This window comes from Brachybacterium phenoliresistens, assembly GCF_000576425.1.
Classification (GTDB): domain Bacteria; phylum Actinomycetota; class Actinomycetes; order Actinomycetales; family Dermabacteraceae; genus Brachybacterium; species Brachybacterium phenoliresistens.
Genome location: NZ_KK069993.1, coordinates 20,643 through 44,450 on the forward strand (window position 1 = coordinate 20,643; position 23,808 = coordinate 44,450).

A 23,808-nucleotide genomic window follows, 5' to 3' on the forward strand; every position below is an offset into this window, starting at 1 on the left:
CCTCCTCTCCTGCGCTCTCCGTCCCCTCTGCCGCCCCCGGGCCTCCGCCCGGGCGCACCGGCATGCCCGCCCGCGCCTGCGCCCGGGCCCCGGGCGTTCCAGGCTCGCGCACACCACACGTCCGGGGGATGTGCAGGGCCGCCGCCTACGATGTGATGGACGGCACCGCCCCCGGTGCCTCGACGTCAGCGGCACGGGCCCGGGCAGGGCCGGACGAGGAGAGAGGGCACATGGACCGATCACGGACGGCGCATGATGCCGGGCCGACCCTCCACAGCTTCACCGCGACCACCATCGACGGCGAGGAGCAGGACCTCTCCGCGTACCGCGGGAAGGTGCTCCTGGTGGTCAACACCGCCTCGCGCTGCCTGTTCACCCCGCAGTACGAGGATCTCCAGCGTCTGCAGCTGGCCTACCGCGACCACGGCTTCACCGTCCTGGGGTTCCCCAGCGCCCAGTTCCTGCAGGAGCCCGGCGACGACGACGAGATCGCCGAGTTCTGCACGACCTCCTACGACGTCACCTTCCCGCTGTTCTCCAAGGTCGACGTCAACGGCCCCCGGGCCCATCCGCTGTGGCGGTGGCTGACCTCGCAGCGCTCCGGCGTCATCGGCGGCCGCATCACCTGGAACTTCACCAAGTTCCTCGTCTCCCCCGAGGGGAAGGTGCTGCGCCGCTACGCCCCGGTCGTCCCGCCGCACCGGATCGCCCGGCGCATCGAGGCGGAGCTGGGGCTGACCGGCGGGCCGCGGCTGCAGCGCTGACCCGGCCCGGCCGACGCGCCCCCGCGAGCCCGCGCCCCCGCGAGCCCGCGAGCCCGCGCCCCCGCGAGCCCGCGAGCCCGCGAGCCCGCAGCAGATCATCGACGTTCGGCGGGGCCTGCGGCGATGCACCGTTGGTAGCCTGGATCACAACCATCGACCCGACGACCCAAGGGAGTACCCGTGGACGGCGGCATCATCGCATTCCTCGTCATCGCCGTGATCCTCGTGATCGCGCTCATCATCGTGGGAGGCCTGCTGTTCGGCGGGCTCCGCACCAGCATCTTCTTCACCGTCCACACGCAGGAGATGGTGATCGTCGAGCGCTTCGGCAAGTTCAAGAAGGTCGCCGGGCCCGGCCTGAACATGAAGACCCCCTTCATCGAGACCACCACGCGCCCCATCTCGCTGCGCATCCAGCAGCTCGAGGTGAACATCGAGTCCAAGACCAAGGACAACGTGTTCGTCAACGTGCCGGTCGCGGTGCAGTACGTGATCCGCGAGAACCAGGTCGTGGACGCCTACTACCGGCTGTCCAACCCCGAGGCGCAGATCCGCTCCTACGTGTTCGACACGGTCCGCTCGGCGCTGTCGGGCCTGAACCTCGACGCGGCCTTCGAGTCCAAGGACGACATCGCCCGCAACGTCGAGGAGACCCTCTCCGCGCGCATGCAGGAGTTCGGCTTCAACATCGTCAACACCCTGGTCCAGGACATCTCCCCGGACCAGCGCGTGCGCGACTCGATGAACTCGATCAACGCCGCCCAGCGCGACCGCGTGGCCGCGCAGTCCCTCGCCGAGGCCGACAAGATCAAGCGCGTCACCCAGGCGGAGGCCGAGGCCGAGTCCAAGCGCCTCCAGGGTGAGGGCGTCGCCGCCCAGCGCAAGGCGATCGCCATGGGCATCGCCGAGCAGTACGAGATGCTCCGCAAGGTCGGCATCGAGCATTCCGCCGAGCAGCTGCTGCTGATGACCCAGTACTTCGACACCATGCAGGACGTGGCCCGCAACGGCCGCTCCAACGTCCTGTTCCTGCCCTCGAACCCCGGCACCGTCGGCTCGATGGGCGACGAGATCCGCACCGCCATGCTGCAGGCGCAGGCGGCGCACGACGCCGACGGCGAGGCCGACAAGGACGCCGTCGTCAGCGCGCAGCGCGCCGCCGAGCAGGCGCGTCACGCTCAGGAGTCGGCCCGCCGCGACCAGGCCCGCTCCCAGGCCGAGGCCGCCCAGCGCGCCGCCCAGCAGGCCCAGCAGTCCCAGCAGGGACAGCAGGGCGGGCATCGCGCCGGCGGCACCCCGCCGTGGGCGAAGCCCGGGGACATGCTCGGCTGAGCCGCCCCCGACCTCATGCTCCCCTCGTCCGATCCGTCGGGCGGGGGGAGTTCTCGTCCCCGGCACCGGGAAGGACCCCGCCACCGTGACCCCTGAGACCCCGTCCGCCGTCCCGGCCTCCGCCGAGACCCCTCCCCGCCGGCCCCACGTGGTCCTGGTATGCGTCGACCAGATGCGCGCCGATGCGATGGGCGCCGCCGGCAACGAGCACATCGACACCCCGAACCTCGACGACCTGGCCCGCGGCGGGTACCGCTTCACGCGTGCCTACTCGGCCACGCCCACCTGCGTGCCGGCGCGGGTCGCCCTGTTCACCGGGACCTCGCCGGACCGGCACGGCCGCTACGGCTACCGGGAGGGCATCTCCTTCCCCGACGCCTACCCCGTGACCCTGCAGTCCACGCTGCGGGAGGCCGGCTACCAGACCTTCGGCGTCGGCAAGATGCACGTCTTCCCCGACCGGGCCCGCTGCGGCTTCGACGACGTGCTGCTGCACGACGGCTTCCTGCACGCCTCCCGCCGGCTGAGCCGGGGAGCATCGGCCGGGATCGACGACTACGTCGACTTCCTGCGCCGGGAGACCGGGGATCCGCGGGCCGACTACCAGGACACCGGCATCGGCTGCAACGCCATGACCGCGCGGCCGTGGGAGCGGGAGGAGCGCCTGCACCCGACCCGGTGGGTCGCCGACGAGTCCCTGCGCTTCCTCGAGCGTCGCGACCCCTCCCGCCCCTTCTTCCTGTACATGTCCTTCCATCGGCCGCATGCGCCCTTCGACCCGCCGGCCTGGCTGTGGGAGAAGTACCGTGCCCGGACCTATCCGCCGCGGCCGATGGGCCGGTGGGTCTCCCGCTTCGACGAGCACCGCCGCGACCACGGCTCGGAGGCGGAGTTCGGCGCGCAGAAGGAGAGCACCCATCAGCAGGTCCGCGCCGGGTACTACGGGAGCATCGAGTTCATCGACCTGCAGCTGAACCGCTTGCGCGAGAAGCTCTCGGACCTGGGCCTGCTGCAGGACACGGTGATCGTGTTCGTCTCCGACCACGGCGACATGATGGGCGACCACGACATGTACCGGAAGTCGGTGGGCTACGAGGGATCCGCGCGGGTGCCGATGGTCCTGCACGTGCCGCCGCGCCTGCAGGAGAGCTGGGGCGCGCCCGGGGACGTCGACGCCATCGCCGAGCTGCGCGACATCATGCCCACCGTGCTGGACCTCGCGGGCGTGCCCGTGCCGGAGGGCGTGGACGGCCTCAGCCTGCGCCCGGCCACGCGCGACCGCGCCGCGGTGCGTGAGCACCTCCACGGCGAGCACCTCATCGGCTCGCTGGGCCGGCACGGGATGCACTGGATCCGATCCGCGCGGCACAAGTACCTGTGGTTCTCCGGCGACGGGCACGAGCAGCTCTTCGACCTCGAGGCCGATCCGCAGGAGCTGCACGACCTCGCCGGGGACGACGCCCACGCCGAGGAGCTCGCCCGGCACCGCGCGCTCCTGGTGGCGGAGCTGGACGGCCGCGAGGAGGGATTCGTGCGGGACGGCGCGCTCGTGCCGGGCCGGCCCCTGCAGTCCGAGGCGAGCTGGGTGCGGGAGCACGCCGCGCTCTGACCGGGCCGAAGGTCGAGCGCGGGATCGCGCGAAGGTCGGGGTCGCCTCCGCCGGAGGGCGCTCCCGCCGCGGCGCGCCCGATGGTGGGGTGGACGCCATGACCGCGCCCGATGCCTCCTCCGCTCCCGCACCCGCCCCCTCCCCGGCACCAGCACCAGCACCAGCACCAGCACGGACGATCGTGGTGACGCTGGGGTGGTGGCTGCACGGTCTCGTCCGCGTGCTGCTGGCGCTGGCGCTGGCCTACTACGGCGTCGCGAAGCTGGTCCTGGGGCAGTTCGGGGTCGCGGACATGGGCGACGCGCTCGTGGCGCAGGGCGAGATGAGCCCGATGGGGATGCTGTGGCGCCTGGTGGCCTTCTCCCCGCTGTTCCAGGTCCTCGCCGGCCTCGCCGAGGCCGGGGCCGCGCTCGCCCTGATGTGGCGGCGGTCGGTGGCCTTCGGTGCGCTGCTGGCCGCGGCGGACATGGCCCTCGTGCTCGTGCTGAACCTGGGCTACGACGTGCCCGTGAAGACGATCGCCCTGGTGCTGCTGGTGATGTCCCTCGTGGTGCTCGGCCCGTGGATGCCCCGGGTGGCGCGGTCGCTGCTGGGGCACGGGGCGATCCCCGCCGGTCCCGAGCCCGCGCTGATCCCCGGGCGTCCCTTCCGGAAGGTCACGGACGTGGCCGGTCCCCTCGCCGGGATCGCGCTGCTGGCCCTGGTGGCCTGGGGCGTGAGCGCCCTGTACCCGGCGCGGAGCACGGACGCGACGCCGCCGGCGGGCGTCTGGGTCGTCGCGCAGGACACCGCCGAGCCCGCCGCCCAGCTGTCCGAGGACACCCGCTGGCAGAAGGCGGCGTTTGGCGAGGTCGCCTACGACGGCACGGCCCGCGCCCAGGTGCGCCGGGCGGACGGGACGCTGCTGGACGGCACCTACGAGCGCACCGGCGGCTCCACGGTGGAGCTGGCCCTGCGCGAGCAGCGCGACCCCGGGCAGACCTTCGCCGAGCACGCCGCATCGGAGCAGCTGACCTGGACCCTCACCGTCCAGGAGCACGCCGACGGCTCCCTGCGCCTGCACGGCGAGGGCATCGACCTGGTCCTCTCCCCCGACGAGGACGGCCGGGTCCTCTACGACCGCGGCTTCAGCTGGGGGCTGCGGCCCGACGATCCGTTCAACCGCTGATCTGCGGCGGAGCCGCGATCGGCCGGGTTGTCCACAGACCGCGAGCGGGCCGAGGGCGGACCGCGCTACCGTGCGCAGATGCACTCCTCGTCACCGCCTCCCCACCCGTACGCCGCGCCGTACGCCCCTGTCCCCTCGCTCCCTCCGGCCCGGCGCGGCTACGGCATCGTCGTCCTCGTCGGCGCGGTGATGTGGGGGCTCGGGCTCCTCATCGGGGGGACGCTGCTCTACGCCTCGAGCTTCGCCCTGCTCGCGTCGATCGAGTCCGCGGCGGACGGCGGCTCCGGGGGCGTGGACCCGTGGGCTCCGCTCACGGCGTCGATCGTGGTGTTCGCGCTCACCGCTCTCGGGGTGGTCGCCACGATCGTGCTCGACCTCGTGGCCGTGGTGCAGTCCGTGCGCCGTCTGGTGGGGCGGATCGGCGACGCGATCGTCCCGTGGTGCGTGATCGTGGCGATCACGATCGCGTGGCTCGCTCCGGTGCTGAGCATCGCGCTGGTGGTCCTCGCCGTGCAGGGCGACGACCAGGACCTGATGCTCGGCTCGTTCATCCTGCTGATGGCCGTCCTCTACCTGGTGGTCCCCGGCTGCCGCCTCGTGCAGCTGATCGTGGGGATCATCCGCACCTGCATCGGCGAGCGCCCCCGCACGACCTGACCCGCGGTGCCTGCGGCGCGCCCTTCCCGGCCCGCCGTCCCGGGTCGGACGGATGCGTGGCGGTAGTCTCCCACCATGACCCTCCAGGACATGACGGAGAAAGCTCTGCAGGTCAGGACCCTTTTCGCGGAGGTCGACGCGTCCCGATCCCGACGTGCGTGGACGACCGACGAGGTGATGCTGGGATTCGTAGGGGACGTCGGCGACCTCGCGAAGCTGGTGCTCGGGAGAGCAGGCGTCCGGCCACGACCGGAGCTGGACGAGGAGCTCGGCCACGAGCTCGCCGACTGCCTGTGGTCGCTCCTCGTGCTCTCGGCGGAGTACGGGATCGATCTCGAGGGAGAGTTCGCCCGGCTGATGTCCGATCTCCAGCTCTCGCTCGAACGGAAGCTGCCCGCGCCGGACTGACGCGCGCCGGACGGACGGCCTGCACGGCCGGACGGTGCAGATCATCCCGGCGGTCTGAGCGTCGGAGTGTCGGCCCGCTCCCCTAGGGTGGTGATGCGCGGCTGCGGGGGACGCAGCCCTGGACGGAGGAGGTCGGCGGATGCGCATCGAGTTCGGGTGGTCCCTGGACGGCGCGTCCTGGGCCGATGCCGCCTCCGGCGGGGCGGCGGGGACCGTCCGCATGGGCCCGCGCGGCCTGGTGACGCTGCTGCAGACGCGGCTGGGCCTGACCCGGCCCGAGGTCGACCGCGCGGTGCGGACGGCGCAGTGGATGCGCCTGATCGACGAGCACCTGGCCGGCCTCTCGGATCCCGCAGCCTTCTGGCCGGCGGCCTCCTGCGCGGTGGACCCGTGGAGCACCGCACGGCAGCTGCTGCGCTGGCGCGACGCCGCCGTCGAGGCGGGCTGGCGGCCCGCGACCGCGGACCCGGCCCTGCTGCCTCCGCGGCTGGCCGCCATCGCCGCGGTGGAGCGGCGCGTGGTCGTGGGCATGCCCGGCACCTGCGCCCCCGACGGTCGCCCCGCCACGCTCTCCCCCGGCCCGGCCGACGACCTGCGCGAGATCGTGGACCTCCTCGCGCAGCTGCGTGCCGGCGGCGCGAGCTGGCCGCTGGGCGTGGACCGCATCAGCCTGCACGAGGACCCCGCGGAGCTGCCGGGGCTGTGGCCGATGCTGCTGGACCTGATCGCGGGCTGCGGCGTCGAGATCACCGCCGTGCCGGCGCCCGCGGAGCGCGCCCCGCAGCTCGAGGTGGTCTCCTGCCTGGACGAATGGTCCGCCGCCGATGTCGCCGCGCGCTTCCTCGCCGCCCCGGCCCCGCCCGGCGACGGCCCGCTCACCGTCCTGGCCTCGTCCGACACCGACGTGCTGGACCGGGCGCTGCACCGCCGCGGCCTGCCGGGCATCGGCCGCGTCGCACCGTCCCCCGACCGCGCCCATCACCAGGTGCTGGGGCTGTTCCTGGACGTCGCGACCGCCCCGGTGGACGTGCACCAGCTGGCCGCGCTGCTGGACCTGCGGGTGCTGCCCGGGCCGGATGCCGATGCCGAGCCCATCGGCCTCGTGCCCGCGGCGGCGCGCCGCACCCTGCTGCGCGCCCTCACCCAGGAGCCGGGCGTCGGCGGCCCGGCCTGGCAGTCCGCCCTCGAGCACCTCGCGCAGCAGGAGGGACCCGGCGCCGCCGCGGCGCTCGAGGCCGCCCGGGAGATCGACCGCCTCGTCACCGACCCCCTCCCGGCCGAGGACCTGCGACCCGCCGCGATCTCCCGGCGCCTGGGATGGCTCGCGGACCGCCTGCGGCGCGTCTCCCGCGGCGACGGGGATCTGCGCGCCAGCCTCACCCAGGTGCAGACCCTCCAGCAGGTGCTGGAGATGCTCGACGCCTCCGCGCCGCTGTCGCGCCGCACCCTGCAGCAGATCATCGACGCCTGCGGCGGATCCGGCCCCTCCCCCCGGGCCCGCGCCGAGGTCGCCGACTGGGCCACCACCACGCGCCCTGCCCAGATCACGGCCTCCGGCGGCACCGTCCTGTGGTGGGGACCGGCCGACGATGCCGTCCCGGCGGCCGTGACCTGGGACGCGGAGGAGATCCGTGCCCTCGACCGGGACGGCGCCCGGGCACCCGCCCCCGAGGCCCTGGCGGCCCTGCACGTCGATGCGGCCCTGGCCGGGCTGCGCCGCGCCGACCGGGTGATCGCCGTGCTGCCCGGCCGGCGCCTCGAGGCGGCCCCCGCCCCGAGCGGCCTGCTCGCGCATCTCGAGGCCGCCCTCGGGCGCGGCGAGGGCGATCGCCGCTCTCCCGCCTCCCTGCTGGAGGGCACGACCTGGTCGCTCGCCGGGCGCACCCGGGAGCTGCACCGCCCCGCCCGCGCACGATTCTCCGTACCGGCCCCGGGTCCCGTGCGCATCGGCCCCGCCGCCCACCTGATGCCGCAGCGGCTCTCCTACTCGCAGGCCGCGACCCTCATCGGCTGCCCCCACCGCTGGATCCTCGAGTACGGCTTCGGGATCCGACCCGCGCAGGTCGCGGCCCTGCCCACCGGCCCGCCGATGATCGGCACGCTCGTGCACGCGGTGGTCGAGCATCTCGTCCAGGAGCTGCACGACCCGCAGCTCGGCGGGGTCCGGCTCGAGGCCCCGACGCCGGAGAGGATCGGCGCCGTGTTCGACGCCCTCGTCCCCCAGCTCGCCTCCGAGCTGGACCTGCCCGGCCGCAGCGCCGAGCGCGAGGACATCCGCGCCCGCGCCGTGCGCTCCGTCCACGCGCTGTTCGCCCGCATGGCCGATGCCGGGCTGCGCATCACCGGTACGGAGACCCGCTTCTCCCATCCGCTGGTCCTGGCCGGGGAGGCCGGCGGGCGCACGGTCGACTTCGGCGGCAGCCGGGACGTCGATGCGCGCGACGCCCGCGGCCGCCCCGTCGTCATCGACCTGAAGTGGGCCCGCAGCGCGAAGACCTACGCGGACCTCTTCGACACCGACGAGGCCATCCAGCTGGCCTCCTACGCCTGGTCCATGGAGCAGGAGGAGCCGCAGGAGACGGCCCCCGCCGTCGGCTACTACATCCTCACCACCGGGGAGTTCATCGCCGCGGATCCGACGCTGGACCCGCACGGCCGCGCGCCGATGGACACCCGCGGCGCCTGGGACCGGGCCGTCTCCGCGATCTCCCGGGCGCTGTCGGAGGTGGCCGCCGGCACGGTGCAGGTGGGCTGCCGCCACCTGCTCGAGGACGCAGGGCTGGATGCCTCCTCCCCGTACGACGCGCAGCGCAAGGCCTGGGACGCGGCCCGGGCCGAGGCCCGGTCCCGCGGCGGGCTCGTCGTGAAGTCCTACTGCGCCACCAGCGACTATGCCCAGCTGTGCGGGCTGCAAGGAGACTGGCGATGACCTTCACCCTGATCAACGCCTCCGCCGGATCGGGCAAGACGCACACCCTGACCCACCGGATCGCCGCAGAGATCCGCGCGGGCCTGAGCCCCTCCCAGCTCATCGCGACGACCTTCACGCGCAAGGCCGCGGCGGAGCTGTCCGACCGGGTGCGGCGCACCCTGCTCGAGGAGGGGATGCTCGAGCAGGCCCGCGGGATCGACAGCGCCCTCATCGGCACCGTGAACTCCGTCTTCGGGCTGCTGCTGCAGGAGTTCGCGCTCGATGCCGGGATCTCCCCCGAGACGCGGGTGCTGGACGACGCCTCGCAGCGCACCGCGTTCTCCGCCGCGATCGATGCGAAGGTCGCGCAGATCGGCGCCGACGCCCAGGACCTGGTGGCCCGGATGGAGCTGGACGGCGTGGAGGACCCGGACCCGACCCGGGGCGAGAAGGGCTCCTGGCGCATCTCGGTGCGGCGCCTGGCCGAGGAGGCCCGCATCAACATGCTCGGCGCCGAGGATCTGCGGCGCGCGGCCGATGACTCCTGGCGCGAGTACGCCGAGGCGGCGCTCCCCGCCGCGGGCACCGATCTGCGACCGGCGTGGCTGTCGCGGCTGGACCTCGCGATCGCGGGCCTGCGCGCGGACCTCGCCGCCTCCGAGGATCCGGACCCGGCCGCCGGGAAGCCACCGATCGCCAAGGGCAGCGTGGCGGGCGTGGCCAAGCACGTGCGCACCCTCGAGCAGCTGCGCCGGACCCTCGCCGACGCCGACCGCTGCCCCTGGTCGGCGTGGGTGCGGATCGCGAGGGTCGCCGAGCGCAAGGCCGTGAACCCCGAGGCCGGCGACTACGCCTACTCCAAGGACGTCGACCTCGCCCTGCAGGGCCTCGCCGAGGAGGTCCGCGACGACCTGCTCTCCCTCCCGGCGCTGCAGGCCGACATCCGCGCCATGATCACGCTGATCATGGACACCGCCGCCGATTCCCTGGACGCCTACGCGGCGCACAAGCGGGAGCTGGGCCTGATCGACTTCATCGACCAGGAGGTCGGGGCGCTGGCGCTGATCCGCTCCAGCGAGCGGGTCCGCGCGGTGATCCGCTCGCGGTTCCGCCTGCTGGCCGTCGACGAGTTCCAGGACACCTCCCCCGTGCAGCTGGCCCTGTTCCTCGAGCTGAGCCGGCTGATCGAGGACAAGATCTGGGTGGGCGACCCCAAGCAGGCCATCTACGGCTTCCGCGCGGCCGATCCCACCCTCATGCTCGGCGTCATCGCCCAGCTCGAGGCGGGCACCAGCGATCTCGGCACCGGCAGCATCGAGAACCTCGAGCATTCCTGGCGCTCCCAGGAGCCGGTGCTGGAGCTGGTGAGCAGCATCTTCCCGCGGATCTTCCCCGACCTGCCGCCCGAGCGCGTCGCCATCGGCCCCGCTCCCGAGGCCGCCCGCCGCCGGGCGGCCTCCGGTCGGGCCCCCGGGCGCCTGGAGGCGTGGACCACCCCGCCCCGGTTCCGCAAGAACGGCAAGCGGTGGCCTCCGACGGCCGCCGAGCACACCACCGCCATCGCCGACGGCGTCGCCGCGCTGCTCGAGGAGCCCGGCACCGGCCCCGGCGACGTGGCGGTGCTCGTGCGCACCAACCGGACCCGGGACGCCGTGGTCGCGGCGCTGGCCGCGCGGGGCATCCCCGCCTCCGGCGAGGGCACCCCGATCCTCGCCACCCGCGAGGGCCGGATCCTGCGGGCGGGGCTCGCCGTGACGCTGGACCTCAGCGACACGCTCGCCCTCACCGAGCTCGTGGACCTGCTGACCGACCATGCCGCGCACGGCCGATGGTTCGCGACCCTCGCGGAGGCGCCCGATGCTCCCGCACGCCGGCAGGTGTTCGAGGACTGGTGGCGCGACCCCGCCCTGGCGGGCCTGCGGGCGCTGCGCGAGGAGTGCATCTCCCTGACTCCGGAGGAGATGGTCACGGCCCTGGTCGATGCCCTCGACCTGCCCGAGCGGATCCGTGCCTGGTCCGACCCCGAGCAGCGCCTGCGGACCCTCGACGCGGTGCGGGCCGTCGCCCACGAGTACGCCGACCGGGCCCGGGCCTCCTCCGCGCCGATCACCCTGACCGGGCTGCGGGCCGAGCTCGACGCCCTGGACCGCGGCCCCGACCTCGAGGGCATCCCCGACACCGTCTGGGTCGGCACCATCCACACCGCCAAGGGCCTGGAGTGGTCCCGGGTCGTGGTGCTGCTGGATCCCGACCCGAAGGAGCGCCCGCAGACGGACGGCGTGTTCATCGTCCCCGCCGAACAGCTGGACGTCACCACGCCGCTCGCGGGACGGCGGCCCCGCTGCTGGCCGTCGGTCCTGCCCGGCTTCGCCCCGCTGCAGGAGGCCCTGGCCGCCTCGGAGCATGCCCGCCGCCGCGCCCGCGGCGCGCGGGAGGAGGCCGGTCGCCTGCAGTACGTCGCCTTCACCCGCGCGCAGGACGTCACGATCCTCAGCGGCGACGGCTGCGCGCCGCTGCTGGACACCCTGCTGGCCCCTGCTCCGGAGCCGCGCGAGGCCGAGCCGGTGCCGCTGCTGCGCTGGGAGTCCGGCGGCGCGCACATCCACGTCGCCGGCGGCCCCTCGCTGCCGGCCGTGGTCCGCACCCTGCGCATCGAACCGCCGGAGGGCGAGCAGTACGCGGGCACGCAGACGGCGCTCGCGGCCACCGATCTCGTCGGCCTCGGCCGCCCGGCGCCGGGGGCCGGGGCCGCGGCCCGCTTCCAGGCCTCCGCGTCCGCCTCGGCCGATGCTCTCGGCTCCGTCGGGACGCCCCGGCGCATCGGCCCCGCGCTCGTCGCGCACGGGGACCGCGACTGGGACCGGGTGGGCGAGGCCGTCCACGCCTACCTCGCCCTGCCGCTGGCCTCCCTCGATGCCGAGCAGCGGGCGCAGGCGGCGCAGCGGCTCGTGCAGCGCTGGGCGGTGTCGCGGGCCATCGGCCCCGAGGCGCTGCTGCGCGCCGGGGAGGCCTGGCAGGGCTTCCTCGCCGCCGAGCTGCCCGGGGCGCAGCTGCTCACCGAGCAGCCGATCGCCTGGTGGAACGAGGACGAGCAGGTCATGGAGGGCTGGATCGACGCGCTGCTGCGCCTGCCGGGCGGCGGCGCCGTGCTCGTGGACCACAAGACCTACCCCGGCGACGACCCCGTGGGGCACGTGCGCGAGCACTACCTGGGGCAGATGGACACCTACGCGCGGGCCCTCGGCGCCTCCGGCGTGGAGGTCGAGCGGGTGCTCATCCACCTGCCCCTGCGCGGCGAGGTGCTCGAGGTGATGCTGCACCGCGACGGGCCCGCGGACCCGACAGGCCCCGCGGACCCGACAGGCCCCGCCGATGCGTCGCGGCGCGACGCGCCGTCCGGGCCCACGGCCGCGTCGCAGCCGACCCTCCCCGGCCTTCAGGGGGTCCTCGATGTCTGAGCCGCAGATCCTTCCCGATGAGGACGCCGCCGTCCGCGCCGCCCGCACCCTGCTCGATGACGCCCTGCGCTCGGGATCCCGGCGCATGCTGGGCATCGCCGGGGCGCCCGGGGCCGGCAAGTCGACGCTCACCGCGCTGCTGGCGCAGGCGCTCCCGGCGGGATCCTGCCTGGTCGTGCCGATGGACGGCTTCCATCTGGCCGACATCGCCCTGGACCGGCTGGGCCGCCGCGACCGCAAGGGCGCCCCCGACACCTTCGACGCCGCCGGGTACGTCGCGCTGCTGCAGCGGCTGCGCGGGGCGCGACCCGGGGACGCCCCGGTGTGGGCGCCGATGTTCGAGCGCGACCTCGAGCAGCCGCTGGCCGGCGCCATCGAGATCGGCCCCGAGGTGCCGCTGGTGATCACCGAGGGCAACTACCTGCTGCTGGACGAGGGACCGTTCGCGCACGTGCACGCCCTGCTGGACGCCTGCTGGTTCGTGAGCACGCCGGAGGAGCTGCGCCATGAGCGGCTGATCGCCCGTCACGAGCGCTTCGGCAAGTCCCCCCAGGCCGCGCGGGACTGGTCGCTCGGCCCCGATGAGGCCAACGCCCGCCTCGTCGCCGCCACCCGCGCCCGGGCCGATGCCGAGGTACACCTGGGCTGACCAGCATGCGTGCCGACCGAGATGCGTGCCGGGCGGCCCGGATCAGGCCCGGAGGCTGCGCCGCCCCAGGTACCAGGTGCCGAGCGAGAGCGCCGCGCCGGCGATCGCGAGGGTCCCGCGCGGCCGCTCGACGCCCGCACGGGAGAGCAGACCGACCACGCGCGCGTCGATCGCCTCCTGCACGTCCATGTAGCCGATGACCGCTCCGCCCGCGCCGAGCGCGATCACCATCCGGTTCACAGGGTGATAGGCCCACCGCTCCTCGAGACGGAGGGGCTCCGCCACGGCATCCGCGGCCAGGTCCTCCTCGGGCTCCGCCGCATCGTCCAGGTCCAGCTCGTCGGCAGGCTCCGCCGCATCGTCCAGGTCCAGCTCATCGGCAGGCTCCGCCGCATCGTCCAGGTCCGGCTCATCGGCGGGCTCTGCCGCATCGCCCGTGCCGGCGGCCGCGGTCTCCGCCGCGGCGGCGACCTCGGTGCGCAGGCCCGCCCACATCGTCCAGGCGGAGAAGACGCCGACGGCCGTGCGATAGACGGCGCGGCGTCCGGGCGTCAGGCCGCGCGGCTCGACGAGGGTGAGGGCGACGGTCGCTGCGGTGGAGACCAGGCCGTGGGTGAGGGTGCGGGTGTCGTGGAGGTCGCGGAGGGCGCTGCGCGCGGTGAGGGTCATCCCTGCACGCTAGGCGGGAGGCCGGTCCCGGCGGATCGGACGAAGGTCGCGGTCCGCCGGGACCATCGGCGCAGGTGTGCGCCGGAGGCTCGAGCTCAGCGGTTCATCACGGCGCGCGCGAAGGTCGTCGAGCGCTCGCGCAGCCCGGCGATCTTCTGCTCGCGGTGGTACTCCAGCAGGGCCGGGTCCTCGCTGCGCAGCTCGAAGGACGTCGGCGCCCGGCGCACGTTGCGCGAGCAGCGGAAGTCCGCGCAGATCGCGGTGCCGATGCTGTTGCCGCGTCGCCCGGAGTCGCCGGTCAGCGGGGCGCTGAAGACGGCGGCGTGGACGCCGTCGACGACGTCCTCGCACCAGGCGCAGAGCATCTTGCGGCTCATCGGCCGCTCGTTGCCGCGCAGCAGCAGGCAGACGAGCTCGTCGTCCACCTCGAGCGCGACGTAATGCTGCAGCGGGCGCTTGGCGTCCTTCCAGCCGAAGTAGTCGAGCTCCTCCCACGCCACGGCCGAGAGGTCGGGCAGGGTGGCGCGCTTGGCCTCGCCCTTGGAGGCGTTGACGAAGGACGTACGGATCTGGGATTCGGTCAGAGCATGCATGAGGGTCCTCAGGGAGAGGGCACGCCGACCAGGCCGCGCGACGGGGCGCGGCCGGGAAGGGCGTGCGGAGATCAGGGTGGGCGGGGAGCGCGCTCAGGCGCGCAGGCTCCGGCCCGAGAAGGCCCGTCGGGCCGCCTCGCTCCCTGCATGCTGCTGCGGCATGCTGATCTCCTCTCCGGTCACGGACCTCGCCACGCTACTGCGGCCGATGCCGCGTGGCAAGGTGTTTTACGACGCCCCCAGGACCGGGCGGTCACGGGAGGATCGTGGCGAGCTCCTCGAGGTCGTCGACGCTGAGCGCGAGGGACATGGCCTGGGCCGAGTCGGTGATCGACTCCGGGCGGCTGGCACCGGGGATCGGGATCACGTGCTCGCCCAGCGACAGCTCCCAGGCCAGCACCACCTGCTGCGGGCTCACGTCGCGCAGCTCCGCGACCCGCTGGACCTGCAGGAACCGCTCCCCCACGCCCTTCGATCCGCCGCCGATGCCGCCCAGCGGGGACCACGGGACGAAGGCGATGCCGTGCTCGCCGCAGTACTGCAGCTCACGGTGGCTGGTGTGGTGGAACCGGGGCGAGAACTCGTTCTGGACGGCCGCGAGGCCGCCCTCGCCGAGTACCTCGCGCGCCACGTCGAGCTCCTCGACGTTCGCGTTGGAGACGCCGATCTCGCGGATCAGGCCCTCCTGCTGCAGGGCGGCGAGCGCCTCGACCCCGTCGGCGTAGCGGCGGGAGCGGTCGGGGCGGTGCCAGTAGTAGAGGTCGATCGTGTCGACGCCGAGCGCGGTGAGCGAGGCCTCGACGGCGCTGCGCAGGTACTCGGGCGAGGCGTTGCGACGGTTGGGGAAGACGTCCTTCTCGCGGGTGATGCCGCCCTTCGTGGCGACGACGACCTGGGAGGCGTCGCCGCTCCAGGTGCGCAGGGCCTCCGCGACGATCTGCTCGTTGTGGCCCATCATGTCCCAGCGCGGGGCGTAGACGTCCGCCGTGTCGATCAGGGTGACGCCGGCGTCGAGGGCGGCGTGCACGGTCGCGATCGCCTGCTCGCGCGGCGGCAGCGGGTCCTTGCCCAGGGAGAAGGGCATGGCGCCGAGCCCGATCGGGGAGACCGCCAGGGAGCCGATGCGGCGCTGCGCGGCCACCTGGGGAGCAGAGAAACGGGAAGCGTTATCCGTGGTCATGGTCCGACTGTAGGGCTTCTCGCGCATGCGGTACAGCCTTTCGACCGCGCGGGCGGGATCGCGACACGTCGTGGCACGACAGTGCCGCCGGGCCCGCACGGCACCCGCGCCCGGGCCGTGCACGGCGCGCGTGCCCGCGCTGTGCACTCCGCTCGCCCCCGGGGCACGCGGCGGCGCGGACCGGGGACGAGCGGGCAGGATCAGCCGAGGATGGTCGCGAGGTCCTCGAGCTCGGAGGCGCTGAGCTCGAGGGTCATGGCCTGCGCCGAGTCGGTGATCGACTCGGGGCGGCTGGCGCCGGGGATCGGGATGACGTGCTCGCCCAGGGACAGCTCCCAGGCCAGCACGACCTGCTGCGGGCTCACGCCGCGGGCCTCGGCGACACGGGCGACCTGGGGGAACTTCTCGCCGACGGCCTTGGAGCCACCGCCGGTCCCGCCCAGCGGGGACCACGGGACGAAGGCGATGCCGTGCTCGCCGCAGTACGTCAGCTCGCCGTGGCTGGTGTGGTGGAAGCGGGGCGAGAACTCGTTCTGCACCGCGGCGAGGCCGCCCTCGCCGAGCACCTCGCGGGCCACGTCGAGCTCCTCGACGTTGGCGTTGGAGACGCCGATCTCGCGGATCAGCCCCTCCCGCTTGAGCGCGGCGAGCGCCTCGACGCCCTCGGCGTAGCGGATGCTGCGGTCGGGTCGGTGCCAGTAGTAGAGGTCGACGCTGTCGCGGCCGAGCGCCTCGAGGGACTTCTCGAGGGCGCTGCGCAGGTAGGCGGCGGACCCGTCACGGCCCCACACCTCGCCCTCGGAACGGGTGATGCCGCCCTTGGTGGCGATCGAGATCTGCGAGGCGTCGCCGCTCCAGCTGCTCAGCGCCTCGGCGACGATCTTCTCGTTGTGGCCCATCGTGTCCCAGCTGGGGGCGTAGATGTCGGCGGTGTCGATCAGGGTGATGCCGGCGTCGAGAGCGGCGTGGACGGTCGCGATGGCCTGCTCGTGCGAGGGCTTGACGTTGCCTCCCATGGACGAGGGCATGGCGCCCAGGCCCAGCGGGGAGACGGACAGGGAGCCGATGCGGCGCGGCGCGGGGGCGGTCGAGGCGGCGGAGTTCTGGGAAGCGGTGTCCTGGGTCATACGACGAGCCTATGGCCTCCCTCGCCCGCGGTACAGACCTCCCCGCGCCGGGACCGCGATCCTGCAGGTCACCGAATTATGCGCACTTTTCGCAAGCCCATGCTTGCGTAATCGAGTGAGGGTGCCCTACGCTGAGGGAGCCGTCGGGGAGACGGTCTGCGGATCACCTCCCTGGCGCCACGGTTGTCGCTGACGCGGTGGTTCACCCGCCAGCTGTCGCGACCCACGGCGCGCCGCTGATCGGGCATGGGGCGAACGGTTCCGATCGGCGGCGCGCCATCTCCTTCTCGGGCCCTCATTCTCGGGCCCGCCTCCTCCGCCCCGGCTCTGCCTTCGCCGACCCGGGGCCGCCGCCTTCGGCTCAGGCCCGCGGGGCGCCTCCGGTCCCCGTGTGGATCTCCATGGCATCGGCCGTGGGAGCCGGCGGCCGGGCCGCGACGGGGGCGTCGAGGTAGAACAGCGCCGTGCTCGCGATGTCATCGCGCAGCGGCAGGTATCGGCCGCCCGAGCGCCAGCCCAGCGCCTGCACGTCCACCCGCAGCGCGTGCGCGAAGCGGATCGGATCGGCCACATGCCAGCGGTACATCCCGAAGCGCTGCTGGGAGGCGTAGAGACCATCGGGCCGGATCACCTGCGGCATCCCCAGGTAGGGCGTGGTGTACGGCGTGTAGCCCGCGCCGGGGACGTCGAAGTTCCAGGCGCCGCCGAAGTAGTCCTCGGTCCCGGTGCCGCAGATGGTCGGGAACTCCCCGTCGTCGTCGAGGTAGAACTTCACCTCCCCCTCGCCCCACCAGCCCGGGGAGTTCGCGCCCCAGGCCAGATAGGTGCCCACGTACTGCCCGTGCCCCTGCACCCCGTCGACGATCACGTGCGGGGTGCGGTCCTCGAGCGGGTTCGAGCGCCGCCACTGCGCATGCAGGCAGCCGTCCTGGCTGTGGTCGCCGCCCTGCTCGACGGTGATCTGGAAGTACACCCGGGCCGGCTGCTCGGAGACGTTCTCCAGCGTGAGCCGCGCCCCGGTGCGGAAGGGCATCGGCCAGTAGGAGTTGAAGCCGCCGTGCGGGTTCACGGCGATCATCTGCGAGGAGACCTGGGAGAACACGCCCCACCCCTGGCAGAAGAAGTCCCCGTAGGGCACCTCGATCGCCGGCTCCTCGGCTCCGTCCCAGTACGCTCGCAGCACCAGGGTCCGCCAGTGGTCGGTGTGCGTGGTGATCCACAGGTGCGTGATGACCCCGGCGCCGTCGATCTCGCCCAGGGTCAGCGTCTCCCCCGCGGCGACGTCCACGCTCGGCGAGACCTTCCAGCCGCGCCCCAGGTCACGGGCGCTGTGCGCCCCGGTGCCCTCGGTGGCGCGGCCCCCGCCGCCCGGAGCGCCATCGGGGTTCTCGGGACTGATCGAGCGGGTGACGGTGCGGCGCAGGCGCGCGAGGGAACCGGGATCGGACGACATGGGTCTCTCCTGGGTGATCGACGTGCGCCGACCGTACGGGAGCGCCCGGGGCCGGTCAACGGCTCGGGGCGAGCCCCGGCCGCCGAGCTGTGGAAAGGTAGGACGGTGAGCGGACAGGACGCACAGGGCGCAGCACCCGGGACCGGGCCGGGAGCGCCGCGACGCCCTCGCCTGGCCCGCCTGCCGCGCCCGGGCCGACCGCTGCTGGGCTGGTTCGCCTCCTCCGCCGCGCTGGCCGTGCCGCAGGCCGCCGCGCCCATCCTCTTCGCGCTGATCGCCCTGCCGGTGACCGGATCGGCGGACTCCGGCGCCGCCCTGGTGCTGGCGATGACGGTGGCCCAGGTGCTCGGGGCGGTGCCCGTCGCGCGGCTGGGGCGGCGGGTGCCGGCCCTGGCCTCGGTGGGCGTGCTGGTCGCCGTGCGCACGGCCGCCCTCGCGGCGATCGCCCTGCTCGCCGGACTGCAGGCCCCGTTCTCCCTGCTGGTCGCGGGCTCCGCCGCGGCCGGCCTGGTCAGCGGCGCCGCCTTCGGGCACCTGCGCGCGGCGCTGAACCCGCTGGTGCCGCCGGGCCGGCTGCCGCGGGCCCTCGGCGTCTCCGCCACCCTCAACGAGGTCGTCTTCGTCCTCTCCCCTGCCCTCGCCTCGGTGCTCGGCACCGCGTCGCCGCTGCTGGCGATGTGGGCCGTGGTGGCCCTCGGGGCGGTGCCGCTGGTCGCCATGCCGCGCACCCCCTCGGCGGCGTCGGATCCGGCGGCGGTCGCGGACGCATCGTCCGCACAGCCGACGGGCACAGGATCATCGGCCGCAGGGTTGTCGGCCGATGCCGCTCCGTCCTCGGACCTGCCCCGGAGCGCGGAGGCCGGCCGTCAGGCGCTGCCGCGCCGGGTGTGGCTGTGGCTGGGCTGCTCGATGGCGAGCTCCGCGGCGATCGCGACCATCGAGACGGGCGCGGTCTCCCTCGCCGTCGCCTACGGCCTGGCGCCGGCCTGGGGGTCGATCTTCCCCGTCGCCCTGTGCCTGGCCTCGGTCGCCGGCGGCGTCTGGGTGAGCGTGCGCGGCCGCACCCCGCGGCTGCGCACCGTCGTGGCGTGGCTCGGCGCGACGGCGCTCGGGGTCGGGATCGTCGCGGTCGGCCAGGCGGTCGCGTGGACGCTGCTGGGGGCGGTGATGGTGGGGCTGGTGCTCGCCCCGCTGGGCACCTTCTACTCGCTCATGCTGGACCGCCTCTCCCCGCCCGCGCGCCGGGCCGAGGTCTTCGCGCTGCTGCGCACCGCGAGCTCCGTGGGCGTGATCGTCGCGAGCGGCCTCATCGCCGTCGCCTCGGTGCGGGCCGCCCTGCTCGTGGTTCCCGCGCTGCCGGCCCTGGCCCTGCTCGCCGTGGTGCTCGTCGCCGCGGCGGGAGGACGGCCCGGGACGCGGCGGGATGCGCGACAGGCCCGGCGGGATGCGCGATAGCGGAGCACGGTCGTGATCCTGGCTCGGAAGAGGGGACGCCGAGCCGCTCAGGCGCTGCCGGTGAGCACCGCGACCGCCGGACCGAGGGTGCGCAGCAGGATCAGCACGCCGATGATCCCGATCGCCCAGGAGAACGCGCTCGCGGCGTTGCGGATCGCCCAGGCGTGCACGCGCGCCAGCAGGCGATCGGCCCGGCGCCCCGCGATCAGGCGCCCGCCGGCCAGCACGAGCGCCGGCGCGATCATGACCGCGCAGTAGCCCGCCAGGATCACGGCTCCGGATCCGAGCCCCACCTCCATGTCCGCGAGGATGCCCATGGCCGCGAGGTACGGGATCATCGAGGCGGCTTCGACCACTCCCGCGAGCAGGGCCAGGCCGATGAGCAGGCGCGCCGAGCCGGCCGCCCGCTGGACCCGCTCGGCCCAGCGCCGCGAGGAGGCCTCCGGGTCCCCGCCGCGCTTGCGGATCGCCGCCGGATCGGACCGGTAGGACCACACCACCAGGCCCGCACCGGCGGCCGCGGCGAGGACCGTCACCGCCGGGGAGTCCAGCAGGCCCTGCGCGGCCTCCAGCAGCGGCAGCAGACCGGCCAGCAGCGCCACGCCCAGCACCCAGTAGAAGACGCCGATCACCAGCAGGTACAGCACGGTGCGGCCCACCACGCGACGGGCCGGCCCCGCGGAGCCCACGAGCATCATCAGCGGGATGACGAGGGTTCCCACGCTGGTGGAGTCGATGAGGGCCAGGACGGCGAGGCCCAGGGGTCCTGCGGCGGAGGCGAGCTGTTCCATGCCGAGAATCCTTCCGCCCGGCATCGGCGCAGGCATCGTCCCAAGGTGCCGGACGGGAGGACGGTCCGGGCCGCCGTCTCCTCCTTTGGTACTGCTGCGGTGCCGGCGGGGCACCGTTCGGGCCGATCCGGACCCCGGCGCCGGTAGCCTCGCAGCATGCCCCTTCCCGCTCTTCTCCGGCGCGCGCTCGGCGGCGCGGAGACCGGCGCCGCCCCGCCGTCCTCGCGCGCGGCGGCCGGCGCCCCGGCGGCGGTCGGGCCCGCCGCGGATCCGGGGGTCCGGATGCGCCCGCCCCGCCTGGAGCGGCGGGACGTGATCGTCGCCCTCGCCTACCTCTCCGCGGTGATCGCGCTGCCGATGATCCCGATGGGCAGCAGCGGACTGCTCATCGGCCGCAGCCCCGACGTGGCGTCCCTGGCCACGGTCATGCTGGTGGTGGGCGGCGTCTCGACCCTGTGGCGGCGGCGCCGCCCTGCGATCACGCTGGCCCTCGCCGGGCCGCTCGCCGTGCTGGTGATCCTGTGGTTCGGGACCCTGGCGGCCTATGTGCTGCTGTTCGAGGCGCTGTGGTCGCCGATCGCCCACGGCGCCCGGCCCGTCGCCCGCATCGCGACGGGGCTGGGGGCGGCGCTGTCGCTCGGCCTGGTCGTCCTGCTGTGGGTCGAGCTCGGCGCCGGGGAGGGCATCGCGGTCGGGCTGCTCGTGGTCACCGTCGCCGTCATCACCCCGATGATGTGGGGCTGGGACGTGCGCCTGCACCGCACCGCGCAGCTGACCGCGGAGATCCTCGCCGACACGGAGAAGGCCCTGGCCGTCGAGCGAGCGGGACGCGCCGTCGAGCAGGAGCGCCGTGAGATCGCGCAGGACCTCCACGACCTGGTCGCCGGGCATCTCAGCGCCGTGAGCATCCATGCGGGCCTGGCCCGCTCCCTGCCCGATGCGGAGGGGCGGGAACGGTCGCTGGCCACCACCCAGGACTCCGCCCGGGCGGCCCTGCGGGATCTGCGCGCCATGATCGGGCTGCTGAGCGCAGCCGATGCCGACGGCTCGCGGATCGCCCCGGGCACGACCCTGTCCTGGGAGGTCCTGGCCGACCGCCTGGCCGTGGGCGGAGACGGCGGCGAGGTGTCCATCGACCCGGCGGTCGAGGACCCGTCCCGCACCGCCCCGGCCGTGCGCGCGGCGCTGCTGCGTACCGGCGCCGAGGCCGTCACCAACGCCCTGCGTCACGGGCTGCCGCCCCGCACCCTGCAGGTGGCGGTCGATCCTCCCGGGCACCTCCGCCTCACCAGCACGAACACCCGGGACCCGGCCGCGGAGCCCGGCACGGGCCTGGGGCTCGCCGCGATCGCGCACCGCTCCCGCGCCCTCGGCGGGACCGTCGACGCCGGCCCCGATCCCGACCGCCCCGACCTGTGGCGCCTCGAGGTGCGCCTTCCCGCCGTCCCCGGAGGAGACCTGCCATGACGGACCCGATCCGCGTGATCGTCGCCGACGACCACGCCGCCGTGCGCGCCGGCCTCGTCGCCCTGCTGCGCGCCGAGGCCGACATCGACGTCGTCGCCGAGGCGGGCGACGGGCCGCGGGCCCTCGCCGCCGCCCGCGAGCACCGCGCCGATGTGGTCCTCACGGACGTGCGCATGCCCGGGGCGACCGGCATCGACATCACCCCGGGCCTGCGGGCGACCGGCGCCCGGGTCCTCGTCGTCTCCGCCTTCGACCTGGACGAGTACGTCCTCGGGGCGCTCGCGGCGGGGGCCGACGGCTATCTCGTGAAGTCCGAGGACCCGGCGCGGTTCCTCGAGGCGGTGCGCGCCGTCGCCGCCGGGGACGCCGCGCTCTCGCAGGAGGCGATGCAGGCGGTCCTGGCGCAGCTGCGGCGCCGCGAGGGCGCCGCGGCCGCGGCGGACGCCTCCGGGCGGGGGTCGGGACCGGCCGCAGCGCCGGCAGCGGCCGAGCAGCCCGCCACGGCAGCGCCCGGAGATCCCGCGCAGCGGGCATCGGCCGAGCCGGTGCCGCCGCTGACCGGCCGGGAGGAGGACGTGCTGCGCCTGCTGGCCCGCGGCATGTCCAACCGGGAGATCTCCCGGGAGCTGTTCGTGGAGCTGACGACGGTGAAGTCGCACATCACCCACGTGCTCGCGAAGCTCGGTGTGGACTCGCGCCTGCAGGCCGCCCTGTGGTGGCAGACCCATCGCGGCGGGGACGGCTGAGCGCCATCACCGTCAGCGCCGCCGCCGTGAGCCCCGCCGCGACCCAGATCGGGGCGAGCACGTCGCGATCGGCGGAGAGGCCGAGGGCCCCGAGCCCTGGCCCGGCTGCGGCGCCGATGTTCAGCGCCGCGGTCGCGAAGGCTCCGCCCATCGTCGGCGCGCCCGAGGCGGCGCGGAGCACCCGGGCGACCAGGGTGCTGCCGACCCCGAAGGACACCATGCCCTGCACCAGCACGAGGGCGAGGAGCAGACCGGGACGGGCCGCCAGCAGCGCCAGGGCGACCCACCCGATCAGCAGCATCGGCCCTCCGACGGCGAGCAGCGGGCCGGGCCAGCGGTCGCTGAGTCGACCGGCGATCGTGACCCCGAGGAAGGATCCGATGCCGAAGGCCATCAGCGCCACCGGGATCCAGCCGTCCGCGAGCCCGGCGACCCCGGTCACGACCGGTGCCAGATAGGTGAATGCCGCGAAGGTGCCGGCGTTGACCAGGGCGGCGAGCACCATCGCCCGGAGCAGGGTCGAGGATCCGAGCGCGGCCAGCTCGGACCGCAGGTCCGGTCCGGCGGTGCGGGCGGAGGCAGCGGGCGTCCGCCGCATCCCCGCGAGGACCCCGAGGGCCGCCGGGATGCAGAGCAGGGCGATGGCCCAGAACGTCGCACGCCACCCCATGGCGGTGCCGAGCAGGGCCCCGGCGGGGACGCCGGCGATGGTGGCGAGCGTCGTGCCCGACAGCAGGATCGCCAGGGCCCGCCCCGTGCGATGCGCCGGCACGAGCGTGGTCGCCGTGCTCAGGGCGACGGCGAGGAAGCCGGCGCAGGCGAGGGCGCTGAGCGCCCGGGTGCCCAGGAGGATCGGAAACTGCGGGGTCAGCGCCGCGACCGCGTGGCATCCGGCGAAGACGAGCAGGCACGCCAGCAGGGTGGTCCGGGGCGGCCAGCGGCGGGCGAGCACCGCCATGAGTTGCGAGCCGAGGACCATTCCCCCGGCGAACGCCGAGGTCAGCAGACCGGCCGCGCCCAGAGGGACGTCGAGATCAGCAGCGATGGCGGGGATCAGCCCCGCCAGCATGAATTCGGAGGTGCCCATGACGAAGACCGCCAGGGCGAGAAGGAAGAGGACGAGCGGCATCGGATGCTCCGGGGTGGGGGTTCACGAGAGGGGGTCGTCTCGTCACCACGGCCGGCTGCCCGGGATGCGCCGGACCGGCTGCGCAGGGCGGATGCTCCGCGCGCAGCGGTGGGGGCTCAGCGGTTCCAGGGGCCGGCGGTGTGACCGTCAGCCCCTGACCTGTCTGATTCCGGACTCGTCATGGCCCCGATGCTAGCCGGGGCCCGCGGCCGGGCGCGCGGCATTTCTCCGGGGGCGTCCCC

The 23,808-nt window shown here is 74.6% G+C and carries 19 protein-coding genes; 12 read left to right on the top strand and 7 right to left on the bottom strand.

All coding sequences use genetic code 11. The annotated features are described in order from the left end of the window. The first annotated feature begins 230 nt into the window (after positions 1 to 230). The 9 genes from BF93_RS08880 (at position 231) to BF93_RS08920 (ending at position 12,956) form a co-directional block, all read left to right on the top strand. Positions 231 to 764 (top strand): glutathione peroxidase, encoded by a 534-nt coding sequence (locus tag BF93_RS08880; protein WP_051486757.1) that lies wholly within the window; start codon positions 231 to 233, stop codon positions 762 to 764. A gap of 180 nt (positions 765 to 944) precedes the next feature. After that, positions 945 to 2,096 (top strand): SPFH domain-containing protein, encoded by a 1,152-nt coding sequence (locus tag BF93_RS08885; RefSeq protein ID WP_038372136.1) that lies wholly within the window; start codon positions 945 to 947, stop codon positions 2,094 to 2,096. Between the two features lie 85 nt (positions 2,097 to 2,181). Continuing rightward, on the top strand, positions 2,182 to 3,705 hold the full coding sequence (locus BF93_RS08890; protein WP_084148409.1) for an arylsulfatase: 1,524 nt from the start codon (positions 2,182 to 2,184) through the stop codon (positions 3,703 to 3,705). Between the two features lie 181 nt (positions 3,706 to 3,886). After that, entirely contained in the window at positions 3,887 to 4,873 is a 987-nt protein-coding gene (locus tag BF93_RS08895; protein ID WP_232226291.1) for a hypothetical protein, read from the top strand. 78 nt (positions 4,874 to 4,951) lie between these two features. Continuing rightward, a complete protein-coding gene (locus BF93_RS08900) occupies positions 4,952 to 5,530 on the top strand; it encodes a hypothetical protein (protein ID WP_038372138.1) in 579 nt (192 codons plus the stop codon). Positions 5,531 to 5,605: 75 nt separating this feature from the next. Further along, positions 5,606 to 5,938, top strand: a complete 333-nt coding sequence (locus BF93_RS08905) for a nucleoside triphosphate pyrophosphohydrolase family protein (RefSeq protein ID WP_038372139.1) — start codon at positions 5,606 to 5,608, stop codon at positions 5,936 to 5,938. A gap of 139 nt (positions 5,939 to 6,077) precedes the next feature. Continuing rightward, the gene (locus BF93_RS20035) at positions 6,078 to 8,867 is read left to right on the top strand and encodes a PD-(D/E)XK nuclease family protein (protein WP_038372140.1); all 2,790 of its coding nucleotides are present in this window, start codon (positions 6,078 to 6,080) and stop codon (positions 8,865 to 8,867) included. Next, positions 8,864 to 12,307 (top strand): UvrD-helicase domain-containing protein, encoded by a 3,444-nt coding sequence (locus tag BF93_RS08915; RefSeq protein ID WP_038372141.1) that lies wholly within the window; start codon positions 8,864 to 8,866, stop codon positions 12,305 to 12,307. Before BF93_RS20035 ends, BF93_RS08915 begins: the two co-directional genes overlap by 4 nt. Beyond that, a complete protein-coding gene (locus BF93_RS08920; protein WP_038372142.1) occupies positions 12,300 to 12,956 on the top strand; it encodes a nucleoside/nucleotide kinase family protein in 657 nt (218 codons plus the stop codon). The genes BF93_RS08915 and BF93_RS08920 overlap by 8 nt, the downstream gene beginning before the upstream one ends. Positions 12,957 to 12,998: 42 nt before the next feature. On the opposite strand, the gene BF93_RS08925 is transcribed toward BF93_RS08920, so the two are convergent. The 5 genes from BF93_RS08925 to BF93_RS08945 all read right to left on the bottom strand — a co-directional run bounded on the left by BF93_RS08925 (position 12,999) and on the right by BF93_RS08945 (position 17,978). Further along, positions 12,999 to 13,625 (bottom strand): hypothetical protein, encoded by a 627-nt coding sequence (locus BF93_RS08925; RefSeq protein ID WP_038372143.1) that lies wholly within the window; start codon positions 13,623 to 13,625, stop codon positions 12,999 to 13,001. A gap of 95 nt (positions 13,626 to 13,720) precedes the next feature. Next, positions 13,721 to 14,218 carry an FBP domain-containing protein gene (locus BF93_RS08930; RefSeq protein ID WP_038372144.1) on the bottom strand — a complete coding sequence of 166 codons (498 nt, stop codon included), beginning with the start codon at positions 14,216 to 14,218 and terminating at the stop codon, positions 13,721 to 13,723. Between the two features lie 253 nt (positions 14,219 to 14,471). Further along, positions 14,472 to 15,398, bottom strand: a complete 927-nt coding sequence (locus BF93_RS08935) for an aldo/keto reductase (protein ID WP_051486759.1) — start codon at positions 15,396 to 15,398, stop codon at positions 14,472 to 14,474. Positions 15,399 to 15,598: 200 nt separating this feature from the next. Beyond that, on the bottom strand, positions 15,599 to 16,525 hold the full coding sequence (locus BF93_RS08940; RefSeq protein WP_051486760.1) for an aldo/keto reductase: 927 nt from the start codon (positions 16,523 to 16,525) through the stop codon (positions 15,599 to 15,601). A 361-nt stretch (positions 16,526 to 16,886) separates the two neighbouring features. Beyond that, positions 16,887 to 17,978: a glycoside hydrolase family 172 protein gene (locus BF93_RS08945; RefSeq protein WP_051486761.1), complete on the bottom strand. Its 1,092-nt coding sequence runs from the start codon at positions 17,976 to 17,978 to the stop codon at positions 16,887 to 16,889. Positions 17,979 to 18,083: 105 nt separating this feature from the next. On the opposite strand from BF93_RS08945, the gene BF93_RS08950 reads away from it, so the two are divergent. Next, complete coding sequence (locus BF93_RS08950) at positions 18,084 to 19,433, top strand: MFS transporter (RefSeq protein ID WP_051486762.1); 1,350 nt, start codon at positions 18,084 to 18,086, stop codon at positions 19,431 to 19,433. A gap of 47 nt (positions 19,434 to 19,480) precedes the next feature. On the opposite strand, the gene BF93_RS08955 is transcribed toward BF93_RS08950, so the two are convergent. After that, complete coding sequence (locus BF93_RS08955; RefSeq protein ID WP_051486763.1) at positions 19,481 to 20,224, bottom strand: GAP family protein; 744 nt, start codon at positions 20,222 to 20,224, stop codon at positions 19,481 to 19,483. A 156-nt stretch (positions 20,225 to 20,380) separates the two neighbouring features. Between BF93_RS08955 and BF93_RS08960 the strand changes: the two genes are divergently transcribed. Further along, complete coding sequence (locus BF93_RS08960) at positions 20,381 to 21,691, top strand: sensor histidine kinase (RefSeq protein WP_051486764.1); 1,311 nt, start codon at positions 20,381 to 20,383, stop codon at positions 21,689 to 21,691. Beyond that, the gene (locus BF93_RS08965) at positions 21,688 to 22,437 is read left to right on the top strand and encodes a response regulator (RefSeq protein WP_038372146.1); all 750 of its coding nucleotides are present in this window, start codon (positions 21,688 to 21,690) and stop codon (positions 22,435 to 22,437) included. The genes BF93_RS08960 and BF93_RS08965 overlap by 4 nt, the downstream gene beginning before the upstream one ends. On the opposite strand, the gene BF93_RS08970 is transcribed toward BF93_RS08965, so the two are convergent. After that, entirely contained in the window at positions 22,352 to 23,566 is a 1,215-nt protein-coding gene (locus BF93_RS08970) for a Cmx/CmrA family chloramphenicol efflux MFS transporter (RefSeq protein ID WP_051486765.1), read from the bottom strand. The two genes, BF93_RS08965 and BF93_RS08970, sit on opposite strands and share 86 nt — an antisense overlap. Positions 23,567 to 23,808 lie beyond the last annotated feature (242 nt).